Consider the following 16,839-nt stretch of genomic DNA (forward strand, 5'->3'; position numbering starts at 1 on the left):
ATCGCGCGATCTCACTGAAAGATGGCAAGTTTTTTCCGCGAGCCGAGAAGCACGGCAAAGTTCGCGGTTAACTTTCATATGCCACGCGTTATGCTTTTCCCGTTATAAACAAGATCCGGCGGGAGGAAAATTATGCCAACCAGCAACCCAGGTTTCGACACGCTTGCGATCCACGCCGGCGCGCAGCCGGACCCGGCGACAGGCGCGCGTGCGACGCCGATCTACCAGACGACATCCTTCGTCTTTCAGGATGCGGATCATGCAGCCGCTCTGTTCGGATTGCAGCAGTTCGGCAATATCTATACGCGTATCATGAACCCGACGCAGGCCGTGCTGGAAGAGCGCGTGGCTGCCCTTGAGGGCGGAACCGCGGCCCTCGCGGTTGCTTCCGGTCATGCGGCCCAGCTCCTCGTCTTCCATGCCATCATGCAGCCGGGCGACAATTTCGTCGCGGCCAAGCGGCTCTATGGTGGCTCGGTCAATCAGTTCGGGCAATCCTTCAAGAATTTCGACTGGCGGGTCCGCTGGGCCGATTCCGCCGATCCTGCGACCTTCGAAGCACAGATCGACAGCCGCACCCGCGCCGTCTTCATCGAAAGCCTTGCCAATCCCGGCGGCACCTTCGTCGATATCGCCGCGATCGCAGCCATCGCACATAAGCATGGCCTGCCGCTGATCGTCGACAACACCCTGGCGAGCCCCTATCTCATCCGGCCGCTAGAGCATGGCGCCGATATCGTCGTGCATTCGCTGACGAAGTTCCTCGGCGGCCATGGCAATTCCATGGGCGGCATCATCGTCGACGGCGGCACTTTCGACTGGTCCGCCTCGGGCAATTATCCCATGCTGTCTTCACCGCGTCCGGAATATAACGGCATCGTGCTGCATGCGACCTTCGGCAATTTCGCTTTCGCCATCGCCTGCCGGGTGCTGGGCCTGCGCGATCTCGGCCCGGCCATCTCGCCGTTCAATGCCTTTCTGATCCTGACGGGCATTGAGACGTTGCCGCTGCGCATGCAGCGCCATTCCGACAATGCGGCTGCCGTTGCACGCTGGTTGAAGGCACAGGAGAAGGTGGCATGGGTCAACTATTCCGGCCTGGAGGACGATCCGAACCACGCCCTACAGCAGCGTTATTCACCAAAGGGCGCGGGCTCCGTTTTCACCTTCGGACTGAAGGGTGGTTATGAAGCGGGCAAGGGGCTGGTCGAAGGCCTGGAGCTCTTCTCGCATCTTGCCAATATCGGCGATACGCGTTCGCTCGTCATCCATCCCGCCTCGACGACCCACAAGCAGTTGACCGATGAGCAGAAGGTTGCCGCCGGCGCCGGCCCGGATGTCGTACGTCTGTCCATCGGCATCGAGGACGTCAAGGACATCATCGCCGACCTGGAGCAGGCGCTGGCGAAAGTCTGAGGACTGGCCCGCAGAAAGCGGAAAAAGCTTGCCGGCCACTTTGACCGAAGTGAATTTCATGCTTGTTTCGGTCCGCGATCGCCAACGGCAGTCGCGGACTTTTTTGGTCTTGCGAAGTGTGACCGACGGGAGATGTATGTGACAACCTATGTGCAACTGAATGTCGATGGCGTGGAGCCCGAGGCGGGAAAGCCCGCGGCGGACCGTCTCATTTCGGGAGCCCCAACCTTCCGAACCTGGAGTCTCGATGAGACCGAAGGCGGCCTTTACGCTGGCATATGGGAGGCGACGCCGGGGAAGTGGAAGATCGCCTATGACGAGTGGGAGTATTTCAACATTCTCTTCGGCTATTCCATTGTGACAGCCGATGACGGCGAGACGTTTCATTTGCGCGCAGGCGATCGCATGATCTTGAAGCCGGGCTTCAAGGGGACATGGGAAGTTATTGAAACGACTCGCAAGGACTATGTAATCCGCCTTTGAGTATGATCTTGATTCAAAACGTGAAGATCGCCTTGCTTTGTGAAAGGACGCGAGCCTTTCCCTGTGGCTACGCAATGGCCGCCATGCTTGCTGTAGGTTGTGTCACCGCTGCTTCATTAAACTGTCATCAAACTGAAACAATGCGGCATTAGAGCCATCACTGTCGTCAGGAGGTCGAGGTGGGGTTCCTAACCGATGGGATACTTCGTGCTCAGCTCCTGCCCGCCATCCCTTTCATCACTCTGGGAAGTGAGTTCAATCATGTTGAATCAGAAATTTCGTTCGCTTTGCCTGACTGCAGGCTTCATCGCGGCCATGTCCGTTTCGGCCTCGGCTGCCGACATCACGGGCGCCGGCTCGAGCTTCATCGCTCCGGTTCTGTCCAAGTGGGCCGAAGGCTACAAGGCTGCGACGAACAATGTCGTCAACTATCAGTCGGTCGGTTCGGGCGCCGGCATCAAGCAGCTTCTCGACAAGACCATCGTATTCGGCGCTTCGGACAAGCCGATGAGCGATGCCGACCTCGAGAAGAACGGCATTGCCCAGTTCCCGATGATCTCCGGCGGCATCGTCGTTTCCTATAATGTCGAAGGCGTAAAGCCGGGCGAACTTGTTCTCGACGGCAAGACCCTGGCCGACATCTTCCTCGGCAAGATCGCCAAGTGGGACGATGCAGCCATCAAGGCTCTCAACCCGGACGTGAAGCTGCCATCCACGCCGATCTCCGTCGTTTACCGCGCCGACAGCTCGGGCACGACCTTCAACTTCACCGACTACCTGTCGAAGGTTTCGCCGGAGTGGAAGGAAAAGGTTGGCTCGAACACGGCTGTTGAATGGCCTGTTGGCTTCGGCGCCAAGGGTTCGGAAGGCGTTTCCACCACGGTCAACCAGACGGCTGGTTCGATCTCCTACGTTGAATATTCCTACGTCGTCGCCAACCACATCGGTTTCGCGAAGATGAAGAACGCTGCCGGCAAGGTTATCGAGCCGAGCCTGGAAACCTTCAAGGCTGCAGCTTCCAACGCCGATTGGGCCAAGGCTAAGAACTTCAACCTGATCATCACCAATCAGCCGGGCGAAAAGAGCTGGCCGATTGCTGCCTCGACCTGGGTTCTGCTCTATAAGAAGCCGGCCGATGCTGCTAAGAACGAAGAGGCACTGAAGTTCTTCAAGTGGTCCTATGAGCATGGCCAGAAGGACGCGACCGCCCTGTCTTATCTCGCGGTCCCGGACAATGTTGTCGAGATCGTCGAGAAGTCTTGGAAGACGGACTTCGGCACGAAGTAATTTGTGCTAGGCGAGAAAGTTGCGGCGGGCAGGGTATTTCCCTGTCCGCCTTTCGTGACAGGACAAGGGGAAATCGATGGCTGACGCGACTCAGATGGCGGGCTTTCAGGCTGTGAATACCTCCGCCGCGACTAGAAAATTCCGGATACAGGATCGGATTTTCTATTTGATGACGCTTGGCTCGGCTGTTCTTGTCGTGCTTCTGCTGCTGGCAATCCTCGTGGTTCTTGTCATCGATGCCTTGCCCACATTTCAGACCTTTGGCTTGTCGTTCCTCTGGGGCACCAAGTGGAGCGCGCCGGCTGATATTTATGGCGCGGTGCCTGCCGTCGTCGGTACGCTTGTAAGTTCGTTCATCGCCATGCTGATTGCTGTTCCTCTCGGCATCGGCATCGCGATATTCCTGACGGAACTTTGCCCCGGCAGCCTGCGCCGTCCGATCAGCACGGCCATCGAGCTTCTGGCGGGCGTTCCCTCCATTATCTACGGCATCGTCGGGCTGTTCATTCTGGTGCCGCTGATGCAGAACTATATCCTGCCCTTCCTGATCGCGACGGTCGGCCAGGTGCCGGTGATCGGCCTGCTGTTCCAGCCGCCGGCCCCGGGCGTCGGCCTGCTGACGGCAAGCCTCGTGCTCGCCGTCATGATCCTGCCGTTCATCACCGCAATCTCCCGCGACGTGTTCAGCACCGTGCCGCCGATGCTGCGCGAATCCGCCTACGGCATGGGCATGACCACATGGGAAGTGGCCCGCCACATCCTGATCCCCTATACACGCCGCGGCCTCGTCGGCGGCATCATGCTCGGCCTCGGCCGCGCCCTTGGCGAAACCATGGCCGTCACTTTCGTCGTCGGCTCGGTAAGTCGTCTGCAATCGTCGATCATTTCGCCGTCCACCACCATTTCCGCCCAGATCGCGAACAACTTCGGCGATGCCGACGGTCTGCAATTGTCGAGCCTGATTGCGCTCGGCCTGCTTCTGTTCGTCCTTTCCTTCTGCGTGCTTGCCGCAGCGAGGTGGATGATCGGCCGCGGCGACTCGCTCTGAGGATAAAACCATGGAAAATGCAGTTCGTCAGAATCTCGTGTCGAGGCGTTATACGAAGAACAAGGTGATGATGGCCCTGTCCTTCCTCGCGGCCATTCTCGGCATATTCTTTCTCAGCGTGATCCTCGTCAGCCTGGTTTATCGCGGTGTATCGGCGCTCAGCCTCGACGTGTTCACCATGTCGATCCCGGCCCAGGGCTCGCGCGGCGGTCTGATCAATGCGATCTACGGTACGGTACTAGTCACCGGCTGCGCCATCCTGATCGCAGCACCGATCGGCATTCTCGCTGGCACCTACCTGGTGGAATATGCCAACGGCACCAAACTTGCCGAGGCCGCCAAGTTCATCAACGACATTCTGCTGTCCGCACCCTCGATCATCGTCGGCGTGTTCGTCTACGGCGCCGTGGTCGTGCCTATGCACGGCAACTCCGCCATCGCGGGCATCCTCGCATTGGCGCTGATCGCGCTCCCGGTCGTCAACCGTACGACGCAGGACATGCTGTTGCTGGTGCCGAATGCGCTTCGTGAAGCGACCGCCGCGCTCGGCGCGCCGCGCTGGAAGTCCATGATGATGGTGATCTACCGTTCCGCCTGGACCGGTATTCTCACCGGCATTCTGCTGGCCATCGCCCGCATCAGCGGCGAAACCGCACCGCTTCTCTTCACTGCCGGCTACAGCAAATTCATGAATACGGGCCTGACCGGTCCGATCGCCACGCTGCCGGTTGCCATCAACACGCTTGCCGCCGATGCTGGCGAGGATCTCAAACAACTGGCCTGGGCCGGCGCGCTGATCATCACCGTAGCCATCCTTGCCCTGAACATCCTTGCCCGTGTCCTGAGTGGGCGCCGTCAATGACGCAGCCGTCGAACGATAGGAATGAGACCATGAACATGAGCGACAGCAAATTCCAGAGCGTCAACGCACAACAGGGGAAGGACGCCGCTTCCCAGTCGGATCTCGGTGCGCTCGCAAAGCTCGAGGTGAAGAACCTCGATTTCACCTATCAGAACGGCCATCGCGTTCTGAAGAGTGTGAATATGAATATCCGCAAGAATGCGGTCACCGCCTTCATCGGACCTTCGGGTTGCGGCAAGTCCACGCTGCTGCGCACCTTCAACCGCATGTATGACCTTTATCCGGGTCAGACGGTGGCTGGCGAGATCCTGTTGGATGGCCGCAATATTCTCACCAAGGACGTCGATCTCAACGATCTGCGCGCCAAGGTCGGCATGGTGTTCCAGAAGCCGACGCCGTTCCCGATGTCCATCTACGAGAACGTCGCTTTCGGCATCCGCCTCTATGAAAAGATCTCCAAGGCGGAAATGGATGCCCGTGTCGAGGCGGCGCTGACCGAAACGGCGCTGTGGAGCGAAGTGAAGGACAAGCTGCACCAGAGCGGACTTGGCCTTTCCGGCGGCCAGCAGCAACGCCTCTGCATCGCGCGCGCCATCGCCATTCGTCCCGAGGTTCTCCTGCTCGACGAGCCGACTTCGGCTCTGGACCCGATCTCGACCGCCAAGGTCGAGGAATTGGTGTCGCAGCTGAAGGGCGATTTCACCATTGTCATCGTCACCCACAATATGCAGCAGGCAAGCCGCATTTCCGACAGCACCGCCTTCATGTATCTCGGCGAATTGATCGAATACGGCGCGACCGAGCAGATCTTTCAGGCGCCCAAGGTCAAGCGCACGGAAGACTATATCACCGGTCGTTACGGCTGATACGGCTGGACATTGCCGCACAATTTGCGAAGGCGCGCTGTTCAGGCGCGCCTTTTGCGTTTGAGAATGGCGGCCTTCCTTGTTGGGCACTCGCACGATTTGGTCATGGGCGTGCCGAATGAGCCGATCACATCCTCGCGAGCGTGCCCATGCGTCGCAAGGCGTGGATCTGGTCGTCGAGCGTCGGCACAAGCTCGCCTTCATCCGCAGCGATCGTCGCGTCGGGCTCCCTGGCTGTCTCCATTTCATTGAAGACGATGGTGCAGTTGCGGCCGGCGCGTTTGGCGGCGTAAAGCGCACGGTCTGCAAAGGATACCAGCCGGTCCCAGCTGACGGTATCGTGGGGCATGATCGAAACGCCGATGCTGACGGTTGCCGGCACTAGCGAACGGCCGGCAAGCAGCGGCACGCGGCAGAAATCGGCGCGGATGGTTTCCGCCAGCGCTTCGGCCTGCGATTGCTCGTCTATCGGGACGAAGGCGACGAATTCCTCACCGCCCATTCTGCCGAATGCACCGCTGCGCGGCACGAATTGACGAGCGATGCGGGCAAACTCGACCAGAACCGCGTCGCCTGCCTGGTGGCCATGGCGGTCGTTGATCTTCTTGAAATGGTCGAGATCGAATAACAGGGCGGCGAGTTTCCGTGGTCGGTGCTGCCCTTCGCCGGCAAGGATTTCGTAGCTTTCCTGAAGTCCGCGCCGGTTCAGGACGCCGGTCAAAGTATCGGTGATGGAAATCGCCCGCCAGCGTCGCTCGGCTCGCTCCATGAGAAGCTTGCCGTTAAGAATGATGGCGACGATGATGAGCAGGGCATAGCCGAGTGCTATGTAGCCGCGATAGATCATGGCCTGTTCCAATGGCGGGGCCATCAATACCATCCAGAGGGCCGAACCGAAGCAGAAGCAGGCGAGCGTCACGAAGACGATGCCGAGCTGCCCGCGCGCCGGCTCGCGCCGGCCATCGGCCGGGTGAACTGCAAAGGCGAGCAGGGTCGCACCGACGGCGCCTGCGAGATCATAGACGATAATGCGATTGACGAAATTATCGGTGACCCAGGGCAGGCTGACGCCGATCAGCCAGAGCACGGGAGGCAGGAACGCCGACCATTCCAGCTTGCGTTTGTCCATTATGCGGAAGCCGGCGATCCAGGCGCTTTCGCCAAGCAGTCCGACGGCATTGCCGATCTGGATCGACCAGATGTCGGGGATGACGCCGCGAGCTGCCACCAGGGCGAATCCCGCGGCACTGATGGTGAAGCCCAGAGCCCAGATCAGATAGGCGGGAGATTTGCGGTCGTGCCGCCAGGCAAGAAGGAGAACGGTCGCCAGCGTGATGGCTTCCGAACACCAGATGGTGAGGCCTGTGGTCATATTCAGCACGATCGGACGTCTCCGCTGTTTTTGGGCCGTCGGCGCAAGCGGCACGACGATTTCCGCGATCGGCTCATCCTTGCCCAATAAGATGGCAAGTTCCTTAAATGAGTTGGTAAATTTTGCCTGGGGTGGAGATCTCCACCCGACGGGTACCGACCTTCATGCTTCCTTCACCTTGCGACCGCGAATTGTAGTGGGTAGCGGCCGGTGTGTCGCTACGGCGTCTTGGCATTCGAGGCGCCGTGGTTAGAAATGCTTTGTGAACGCTTCGTGGGGCATTCGTGCTTTTTGACGTTATGCTTTCGGGCGTCTTGAAGTGCAGGGCAGGGACACTCTATGTAGGAGTAAAGGATTTTTACTCCGATTCCCGGCGTCTCCGTCGCCGGGGCAAGTTTGATAAAGGACGCACATGAGAAATCCAGTCGATACAGCTATGGCTCTGGTGCCGATGGTTGTCGAGCAGACCAACCGCGGGGAGCGGTCTTATGATATCTATTCCCGCCTGCTGAAGGAACGCATCATTTTCCTGACCGGGCCGGTCGAAGACCATATGGCAACGCTGGTGTGCGCCCAGCTTCTGTTCCTCGAGGCCGAAAACCCGAAGAAGGAAATCGCGCTCTACATCAATTCGCCAGGCGGCGTTGTGACCGCCGGCATGGCGATCTACGATACGATGCAGTTCATCAAGCCGGCCGTTTCGACGCTCTGCATCGGCCAGGCTGCCTCGATGGGATCGCTGCTTCTGGCCGCCGGTGACAAGGACATGCGTTTCGCAACGCCGAATTCCCGCATCATGGTTCACCAGCCTTCGGGCGGCTTCCAGGGCCAGGCTTCGGACATCGAGCGCCACGCGCGCGACATCATCAAGATGAAGCGCCGTCTCAATGAAGTTTACGTCAAGCATTGCGGCCGGACCTATGAAGAGGTCGAGCAGACGCTCGATCGTGACCATTTCATGTCCTCGGATGAGGCCAAGGAATGGGGTCTGATCGACAAGGTGCTGACGTCGCGTACTGAAATAGAAGGTGAAACCGCCTCGTGATTATCCACTAGGCGGTGACTTCTACGCCACAGTTCTATCCCATTTGTGATCGAATAGGGGTTTAATGTGCAGCGGAACGCGGTAATAGTACGCATTAATGCTATGTAGCGTTTTTGTGACATAGCATTCGGCATTCGAAGGGGGATTCGTTGCCACGCAGTTCCGGTTTGGTTGCCGGGCCTGCGTTCAGTACCCTGAAGGGCGCCGCGATCTGCAAACGAGGGGCAGGTCCGGCGGGCGCATAGAGTGGACCGCGATTTCAATTTGGAAATTTGCGGCGTGCTGGAAGGAAAGTGATATGAGCAAAGTCAGCGGCAGCAACGGCGGCGACTCAAAGAACACACTTTATTGTTCGTTCTGCGGTAAGAGCCAGCATGAAGTCCGGAAGTTGATTGCCGGACCGACCGTATTCATCTGCGACGAGTGCGTCGAGCTATGCATGGACATCATCCGCGAGGAAAACAAATCCTCGATGGTGAAGTCTCGTGACGGTGTTCCGACCCCGCAGGACATCATCAAGGTTCTTGACGAATACGTCATCGGCCAGCGGCAGGCGAAGAAGATCCTCTCCGTGGCCGTTCACAACCATTACAAGCGGCTCGCTCACGCATCGAAGAACGGTGACGTCGAGCTGGCGAAGTCGAACATCATGCTCGTCGGCCCGACCGGCTGCGGCAAGACCTATCTTGCCCAGACGCTCGCCCGCATCATCGACGTTCCCTTCACCATGGCCGATGCGACGACGCTGACCGAAGCAGGTTACGTCGGCGAAGACGTCGAAAACATCATCCTCAAGCTGCTCCAGGCCGCCGACTACAACGTCGAGCGCGCTCAGCGCGGCATCGTCTACATCGACGAAGTCGACAAGATTTCCCGCAAGTCGGACAATCCGTCGATCACGCGCGACGTCTCGGGCGAAGGCGTGCAGCAGGCGCTTCTGAAGATCATGGAAGGCACTGTGGCTTCGGTTCCCCCGCAAGGCGGCCGCAAGCATCCCCAGCAGGAATTCCTGCAGGTGGATACGACCAACATCCTCTTCATCTGCGGCGGCGCGTTTGCCGGCCTCGACAAGATCATCTCTGCCCGCGGCGAGAAGACCTCGATCGGCTTCGGCGCGACCGTCAAGGCGCCGGATGACCGCCGCGTCGGCGAAGTGCTGCGCGAGCTGGAGCCGGAAGATCTGGTGAAATTCGGCCTCATCCCGGAATTCATCGGCCGTCTGCCCGTTCTGGCGACGCTGGAAGACCTCGACGAGGATGCGCTGATCCAGATCCTGTCCGAGCCGAAGAACGCCCTGGTGAAGCAGTATCAGCGCCTATTCGAGATGGAAGACGTAGAACTGACCTTCCACGAGGATGCTCTGCGCGAAATCGCCCGCAAGGCGATCGTCCGCAAGACGGGCGCCCGCGGTCTGCGCTCCATCATGGAGAAGATCCTCCTCGATACCATGTTCGAGCTGCCGGCCCTGGAAGGCGTGCGCGAAGTGGTCATTTCCGAGGAAGTGGTTCGTGGCTCCGCCCGTCCGCTCTACATCTATGCCGACCGGCAGGAGGAAAAGGCCAACGCAACGGCCTGATCCATCATCCGTGATCACGAATCGGGGGCTCGTCATCGACGGGCCCCTTTCTGTTTGAAAAATCGCACGGTTTGCTGATAAAGTCTTGGATAAGCTTATGGGAATGCCGTTGAAACCGGTTGTGAAGAGCCCCTGCTGCAGCCATGATGGCATGATTCTGGAGCATGAGGCGGATGGGGCGCAGGCCCGGCGTTTTTTCTTCGGATCTTAGCGTCGCCGGCAGTGTTCGAGTTGTCGGGCTTTGGTGTTTTGTTGTTGCGTTCCTCCTTGCGGATATGCGGGATCGTTGCCTCGTGGCGGTGTTTCCTGTGACTTGAAATAGGCAGTGTGAAGCTCCACTTGTTTACCAAGTGAGAGAGCCGGCTAACTCCCCCCAGCCGGCAGAGAGCCCGGGAACGGGACGACGGAAAGGAAATGACATGAGTAAGAAAACGTCTGCGACACACGACAGCATTGCCTATCCGGTATTGCCGTTGCGCGACATCGTGGTCTTCCCCCACATGATCGTGCCTCTGTTCGTCGGACGGGAGAAATCCATTCGCGCGCTGGAGGAGGTGATGGGTTCGGACAAGCAGATCATGCTCGTCACCCAGATCAATGCCAGCGATGATGATCCCGCGCCGGACGCGATCCACAAGGTCGGTACCGTTGCAAATGTCCTGCAGCTGTTGAAACTGCCCGACGGCACCGTCAAGGTGCTGGTGGAAGGCCGTGCGCGTGCTGAGATCGACGAATATACCGGCCGTGAAGACTTCTACGAAGCACTTGGCCATGTCCTGCATGAGCCGGAAGAAGACCAGGTCGAGCTCGAAGCTCTGAGCCGCTCCGTCGTTTCCGAATTCGAGAGCTATGTGAAGCTCAACAAGAAGATTTCGCCGGAAGTGGTCGGCGCCGCCAGCCAGATCGATGATTATTCGAAGCTGGCGGACACCGTCGCATCGCATCTTTCGATCAAGATCACCGAAAAGCAGGAAATGCTGGAAACCACCAGCGTCAAGGCTCGTCTGGAAAAGGCGCTCGGCTTCATGGAAGGCGAGATTTCGGTTCTCCAGGTCGAGAAGCGTATCCGCTCGCGCGTCAAGCGCCAGATGGAGAAGACGCAGCGCGAATATTATCTGAACGAGCAGATGAAGGCGATCCAGAAGGAGCTTGGCGACGGCGAGGAAGGCCGCGACGAGATGGCCGAACTGGAAGAGCGCATCTCCAAGACCAAGCTGTCGAAGGAAGCCAAGGAAAAGGCCGATGCCGAGCTGAAGAAGCTGCGGCAGATGAGCCCGATGTCGGCTGAAGCGACTGTCGTGCGCAATTATCTCGATTGGCTTCTGGGTATCCCCTGGCACAAGAAGTCGAAGATCAAGGCCGACCTGAACAATGCCGAGAAGATCCTCGAAGCGGATCATTTCGGTCTGGACAAGGTCAAGGAGCGCATCGTCGAATATCTGGCCGTCCAGGCCCGCGCCACCAAGATCAAAGGCCCGATCCTGTGCCTCGTCGGCCCTCCGGGCGTCGGCAAGACCTCGCTCGCCCAGTCGATCGCCAAGGCGACCGGCCGTGAGTATGTCCGCATGGCGCTTGGCGGCGTTCGTGACGAAGCCGAGATCCGCGGCCACCGCCGCACCTATATCGGCTCGATGCCCGGCAAGGTCATCCAGTCGATGAAGAAGGCCAAGAAGTCCAACCCGCTGTTCCTGCTCGACGAGATCGACAAGCTCGGCCAGGACTATCGCGGCGATCCGTCTTCGGCCCTGCTTGAGGTGTTGGACCCGGCACAGAACTCGACCTTCATGGATCACTACCTGGAAGTCGAATATGACCTGTCGGACGTGATGTTCATCACGACGGCGAATACTTTGAATATCCCTGCGCCCCTGATGGACCGTATGGAGATCATCCGTATCGCCGGCTACACCGAGGACGAGAAGCGCGAGATCGCCAAGCGGCACCTGCTGCCGAAGGCCATCAAAGAACATGCGTTGCAGCCGAATGAATTCTCGGTCACCGACGGCGCCCTGATGGTCATCATCCAGCAGTACACCCGCGAAGCCGGTGTGCGTAACTTCGAGCGCGAATTGATGAAGCTCGCCCGCAAGGCGGTCACCGAGATCATCAAGGGCAAGGTGAAGTCGGTTGCCGTCACTGCTGAGAATGTCCCGGACTATCTCGGTGTGCCGCGCTTCCGCCACGGCGAAGCCGAGCGCGACGATCAGGTCGGTGTTGTCACCGGTCTCGCCTGGACTGAAGTCGGCGGCGAGCTGCTGACGATCGAAGGCGTGATGATGCCGGGCAAGGGCCGCATGACGGTCACTGGCAACCTGAAGGAAGTCATGAAGGAATCGATCTCGGCGGCGGCCTCTTACGTCCGTTCGCGAGCCGTCGATTTCGGCATCGAACCGCCGCGCTTCGACAAGAGCGACATCCACGTGCACGTGCCGGAAGGTGCGACGCCGAAGGATGGTCCGTCGGCCGGTGTCGCCATGGCAACCGCGATCGTCTCGATCATGACCGGCATCCCGGTTTCCAAGGATGTGGCCATGACGGGTGAAATCACGCTGCGCGGCCGTGTGCTGCCGATCGGCGGCCTGAAGGAAAAGCTGCTCGCAGCGCTGCGCGGCGGCATCAAGAAGGTGCTGATCCCGGAAGAAAACGCCAAGGATCTGGCGGAGATTCCGGACAACGTGAAGAACAGCATGGAAATCATCCCGGTGTCGCGCATGGGCGAGGTGATCAAGCACGCGCTTGTTCGCCGTCCCGAACCGATCGAGTGGGATGGCACTGTGGAAACGCCTGTGATCGCAACGGTCGAAGGCGTCGACGAAGTGGGTTCTGCCATCGCTCATTGAGTGCCTTCGCCTCAATTCTGTCGAATTGACGTAAATGGACGAAAAGACCGGCATTTTTGCCGGTCTTTTTTTGTGAAAAGCGCATGGCAACGCTTGCTTTTCCTTGATTTGCAGGGCTTTTGGGGGTGCGGCGGGTAAGAGCATTGCTATTTTGCGCCCCGCTTACTGATAAGTCGTTTCATACCAGAGAAAGGGGTGGAAACATGAACAAGAATGAGCTCGTGTCCGCAGTGGCCGAGAAGGCCGGTATCACGAAGGCTGACGCTGCTTCCGCTGTCGACGCTGTTTTCGATACTGTCCAGGCCGAACTGAAGAAGGGCGGCGACATTCGCCTTGCTGGTTTCGGCAGCTTCACCGTTTCTCACCGTGCAGCCACCAAGGGCCGTAACCCGTCCACCGGCGCCGAGGTCGATATTCCTGCCCGTAACGTACCGAAGTTCACGCCCGGCAAGGGCCTGAAGGACTCGGTCAACAGCTAATTCGTTTTCACCCGCTGCGAGGCTTTAGCCTTGCGGGTGGACAAGATTGGGGCCCGCAAAAGCGGGCCCTTTTTATGGTCTCATGCAGCATTACGCGCTGAAAGTTCAATGCCGGGCCGGTGAGCGATCGACAAGAGACGCGAACATTCGCAACGTCGTCAAAGCGGATGGCTCCAGTGCGCGTGGATGACCAACGATATGATGGCTCTCATTTCTTCAGGACGATGTGCGTGGCTTTCGCCGTCGCCTCATGGGCGGCAACCTGAAAGCCAAGCGAAGGCAGGTCGATGCCGGCAAACATTGCCTCTCCCCTCCCGAGCACGACCGGTGAAATGGCATAGTGTATCTCGTCGACCAAGCCTGCCTGGAGATATTGCCGCACCGTGCTGACACCGCCGCCGATCTTGATATCCTTGCCTCCGGCCGCGGCCTTGGCCTGCATGAGCGCATCCTCGATCCCGCCCGTGACAAAATAAAAGGTCGTACCGCCTTCCATGACGATCGGCTCGCGGGGATAATGCGTCAGGATGTAGGTCGGCGCGTGATAGGGCGGATTGTCGCCCCACCAGCCTTTCCAGTTTTCATCGGGCCATTCGTCGCGAATGGGGCCGAACATATTGCGGCCGAGGATGAAGGCTCCAAAACCCGTATTCGCCAATGCTGCATATTTCGCATCGGCACCTTCGGTTTCACCCTCTTTGCCGAACATCGCCTGGAATGTCTGGGTCGGGAAAAACCACTCAAACAATTCCGGCCCGCGCTTGCCCAAGGGGTCATTCAGGCTTTGCTCCAATCCAGCCCCGAAACCATCGATCGAGAGCGAGAATCCTGCAACACGAACTTTTGACATACTGTCCTCCATCCAATTGCAATTTGCAACTGGTTGTGTGGTAGCATGGCTCGTCCTACATTGCAATCGATTCACCAAAGGAAGCGAATATGGATATCGAGCGGCGGTCGGGGTGCCCGATCAACCTGACAATGGAAGTGTTGGGGGATCGCTGGAGTCTGGTCGTCATTCGGGACATCATGTTCGGCAATCGCCGGCATTTTCGCGAACTGCTCAATCGGTCCGAGGAGAGGATTGCCTCCAACATACTTGCCGCGCGCCTGAAGCGTCTTGTTTCACTCGGCTTGATCACCAAGCTGGATGATCCCAGCCACAGTCAGAAGGCGATTTACAGTCTGACGGAACCGGCGATTCAGCTTGTGCCGATGATCGCTATGATCGGCGCCTGGGGTCGGCGGCATCTGCCTGTCAGCGAAGATCTGAGCATCCGCGCCGAACTTCTTGAGAAAGGCGGACCCGCCCTTTGGGACGACTTCATGAACGATCTCAGAAATATTCACATTGCGGATCCGATCGGCGGAGCAAATGGGAGTGTCACATCGCCCGTCTTGATGGGGCTTACAAACGCCTTTCTCGAGGTCCGTGCAAAAATGGAGCGCAAAGAGTGACATCGTTTTGCGCCGCTAACGGCGGAATGCTCCGCTTCGGCGGCTTTGCGCAGGAACCGTCCAGCAAAGGCGCAAAATAGTGGCAAGCACCGCTATTCCGGTTCAAGTCGTCTGTTATCGAATCCGTTTCTCTGCCTGGCGGCATCAGAGCAACGTCCGGCCGCCGTTGACGGCAAGTTTCTGGCCCGTGATGAAATCCGCCTTGCTCGAGGCGAGAAAGACGACGGCGTCGGCGATGTCTTCCGGCTTGCCGAAATGGGCCATGGGCGTCTGCGCGAGATAGCCTTCCTTTGCCTGCTGGGAAGCATCGGTATGGCGCTCGACCGGAATCCAGCCAGGCGCGATGAGATTGACGGTGATGCCTTCCGGCGCGAGCTCTCTCGCCCAGGAGCGCGTCATCGAAAGCATAGCGCCTTTGGCGGCAGCATAATTGCCGAAATTCGGATTGCCGAGCTCAGCGATCTCGGAACCGATGTTGATGACGCGGCCCGACTTGCGCGCCCGCCAGTCCGGCAGCACGGCTTGCAGCAGTTCCAGCGGCGCCTTGACGAAGAATTCGAGCTGGTCGAGGTAAGTCCGCCAGGATTGCTCCATGAGCGGCATGTCCGGCTGAGGACCGGTCGCGTTGTTGACGATGAGATCGACCGGTCCGAGCGATGCCCTGATCTTTTCCAGACCATCCACGAGCTGATCCTTGTCGATCACGCTGAATTTCGCGGCATAAGCCTGCCCACCACGCTGCCGAATGGTATCGGCGATCTTCTCGGCCCTCTGAGTGTCGCTCGCATAGTTGACGGCGACGGCCCAGCCGGCCTCGGCAAGCTCCAAGGCGATCACCGCACCCAGACCGCGAGAGGCGCCCGTTACCAGCGCTACTTTCATGATATTCCTCCTTGGGGGCGTCCTGCCCTTTTCCTCAATGGCTCTAAGCTTGGCCAGTAGCACGCTGTCTCTGCACCTGCGAACAATACGTCCACGGATGGCCGAAAGCGCATTCCGGCCATCCATTTCAGATATGGATGTTACCAGCGATGATGAACATGAGGCGCGATCAGGCGCTCGTAGATCTCACGCGTCGCCGCCATGACATCGGCCGGAAGCGGAGCGAGATCGGCGGCGGCTGCATTAGCCTTTGCCTGCTCGGCATTGCGGGCGCCAGGGATGACGACGGTGACGGCATCGTTCATCAGGATCCAACGGAGCGCAAAGGCAGCCATGCTCGCGCCGGCCGGAACCAGCTTGCGCACCTCTTCCACGGCCTGGAGACCAACTTCGAACGGTACGCCGGCAAAGGTCTCGCCGACATCGAAGGCCTCGCCATGACGGTTGAAATTGCGATGGTCATCGCTGGCGAATTGCGTGTCGCGGGTGATCTTGCCGGAGAGCAGGCCGGAGGCCAGCGGCACGCGGGCGATGACGGCGACGTTCTTGCGTCTGGCCTCCTTGAAGAATAGATGGTCGGGACGCTGACGGAAGATGTTGTAGATGATCTGGATGCTGAGCACGCCCGGATATTCGATCGCCTTCAGCGCTTCCTCGACCTTCTCGACGCTGACGCCGTATCCTTTGATCTTGCCGGCCTTCTGCAATTCGTCGAGCTCGGCAAAAATGTCCGGCCGATAGAGAACTTCGGTCGGCGGGCAATGAAGCTGGACGAGATCAAGGCTCTCGACGCCGAGGTTCTTCAGGCTGCGGTCGATGAAGCCTTCGAGATTGGCCTTGGTATAGCCGTCGGCCACATGCGGGCTCAGCCGGCGGCCAGCCTTCGTCGCCACCATCGGCCGCGCGCCATCGCGCGCCTTCAGCACATCCGCGATGATCTTTTCCGAGCGACCGTCGCCATAGACATCGGCGGTATCGATGAAGGTCATGCCGGCATCGAGAGCGGCATTCAACGCCGCGCGACCGTCGGCCTCGCTGACATCGCCCCATGCGCCGCCGATCTGCCAGGCGCCGAAGCCGACATCGGTCACGATAAAGGGCGTCCGTCCGAAAGCATGATGTCTCATGAGAATCTCCTCTCTTTTATTTGTATGATGATAGCGCAGTAGCAGCCGTCCGACAGGGCCACAAGCGTACATTGGCGATCAAGGATCGCAATCGCGTG

Annotated in this window: 15 protein-coding genes; 11 read left to right on the forward strand and 4 right to left on the reverse strand. The window is 59.0% G+C overall.

Translation table 11 applies throughout. The annotated features are described in order from the left end of the window. Positions 1–132: 132 nt before the first annotated feature. The 6 genes from PH558_RS18320 to pstB all read left to right on the forward strand — a co-directional run bounded on the left by PH558_RS18320 (position 133) and on the right by pstB (position 5,962). Positions 133–1,416, forward strand: a complete 1,284-nt coding sequence (locus PH558_RS18320) for an O-acetylhomoserine aminocarboxypropyltransferase (RefSeq protein WP_095434486.1) — start codon at positions 133–135, stop codon at positions 1,414–1,416. Positions 1,417–1,548: 132 nt separating this feature from the next. Then, positions 1,549–1,899, forward strand: coding sequence for a cupin domain-containing protein (locus PH558_RS18325; RefSeq protein ID WP_446740070.1), 351 nt, complete (start codon positions 1,549–1,551; stop codon positions 1,897–1,899). Positions 1,900–2,214: 315 nt separating this feature from the next. Continuing rightward, entirely contained in the window at positions 2,215–3,186 is a 972-nt protein-coding gene (pstS, locus tag PH558_RS18330; protein ID WP_244575315.1) for a phosphate ABC transporter substrate-binding protein PstS, read from the forward strand. Positions 3,187–3,262: 76 nt separating this feature from the next. Continuing rightward, entirely contained in the window at positions 3,263–4,234 is a 972-nt protein-coding gene (pstC, locus tag PH558_RS18335) for a phosphate ABC transporter permease subunit PstC (RefSeq protein WP_095434488.1), read from the forward strand. 10 nt (positions 4,235–4,244) lie between these two features. Beyond that, on the forward strand, positions 4,245–5,096 hold the full coding sequence (gene pstA / locus PH558_RS18340; protein WP_095434489.1) for a phosphate ABC transporter permease PstA: 852 nt from the start codon (positions 4,245–4,247) through the stop codon (positions 5,094–5,096). 29 nt (positions 5,097–5,125) lie between these two features. After that, positions 5,126–5,962, forward strand: coding sequence for a phosphate ABC transporter ATP-binding protein PstB (gene pstB, locus PH558_RS18345; RefSeq protein ID WP_095434490.1), 837 nt, complete (start codon positions 5,126–5,128; stop codon positions 5,960–5,962). Positions 5,963–6,089: 127 nt separating this feature from the next. Here the strand turns inward: pstB and PH558_RS18350 are convergent, their stop codons facing one another. Continuing rightward, positions 6,090–7,343: a GGDEF domain-containing protein gene (locus PH558_RS18350; protein WP_095434491.1), complete on the reverse strand. Its 1,254-nt coding sequence runs from the start codon at positions 7,341–7,343 to the stop codon at positions 6,090–6,092. Positions 7,344–7,746: 403 nt separating this feature from the next. Here PH558_RS18350 and clpP point away from each other — a divergent pair, with 403 nt between their 5' ends. The 4 genes from clpP (at position 7,747) to hupB (ending at position 13,274) form a co-directional block, all read left to right on the forward strand. Then, positions 7,747–8,379: an ATP-dependent Clp endopeptidase proteolytic subunit ClpP gene (clpP, locus tag PH558_RS18355; protein WP_015339477.1), complete on the forward strand. Its 633-nt coding sequence runs from the start codon at positions 7,747–7,749 to the stop codon at positions 8,377–8,379. 298 nt (positions 8,380–8,677) lie between these two features. Then, positions 8,678–9,955, forward strand: a complete 1,278-nt coding sequence (gene clpX / locus PH558_RS18360; RefSeq protein WP_047627083.1) for an ATP-dependent Clp protease ATP-binding subunit ClpX — start codon at positions 8,678–8,680, stop codon at positions 9,953–9,955. Between the two features lie 419 nt (positions 9,956–10,374). Then, a complete protein-coding gene (gene lon, locus PH558_RS18365) occupies positions 10,375–12,795 on the forward strand; it encodes an endopeptidase La (protein WP_095434492.1) in 2,421 nt (806 codons plus the stop codon). Positions 12,796–12,998: 203 nt separating this feature from the next. Then, positions 12,999–13,274, forward strand: coding sequence for a DNA-binding protein HupB (gene hupB, locus PH558_RS18370; protein WP_015339480.1), 276 nt, complete (start codon positions 12,999–13,001; stop codon positions 13,272–13,274). 208 nt (positions 13,275–13,482) lie between these two features. Here hupB and PH558_RS18375 read toward each other — a convergent pair whose 3' ends face one another. Continuing rightward, a complete protein-coding gene (locus tag PH558_RS18375; protein ID WP_095434493.1) occupies positions 13,483–14,124 on the reverse strand; it encodes a dihydrofolate reductase family protein in 642 nt (213 codons plus the stop codon). 89 nt (positions 14,125–14,213) lie between these two features. Between PH558_RS18375 and PH558_RS18380 the strand changes: the two genes are divergently transcribed. Continuing rightward, positions 14,214–14,732: a winged helix-turn-helix transcriptional regulator gene (locus PH558_RS18380; RefSeq protein ID WP_095434494.1), complete on the forward strand. Its 519-nt coding sequence runs from the start codon at positions 14,214–14,216 to the stop codon at positions 14,730–14,732. Between the two features lie 144 nt (positions 14,733–14,876). Here PH558_RS18380 and PH558_RS18385 read toward each other — a convergent pair whose 3' ends face one another. Continuing rightward, on the reverse strand, positions 14,877–15,614 hold the full coding sequence (locus PH558_RS18385) for an SDR family oxidoreductase (RefSeq protein WP_095434495.1): 738 nt from the start codon (positions 15,612–15,614) through the stop codon (positions 14,877–14,879). A 140-nt stretch (positions 15,615–15,754) separates the two neighbouring features. After that, positions 15,755–16,741: an aldo/keto reductase gene (locus tag PH558_RS18390; protein WP_095434496.1), complete on the reverse strand. Its 987-nt coding sequence runs from the start codon at positions 16,739–16,741 to the stop codon at positions 15,755–15,757. Positions 16,742–16,839 lie beyond the last annotated feature (98 nt).

The sequence above is a fragment of the Rhizobium pantanalense genome, from assembly GCF_030182525.1.
In the GTDB taxonomy this organism is placed as follows: Bacteria; Pseudomonadota; Alphaproteobacteria; order Rhizobiales; family Rhizobiaceae; genus Rhizobium.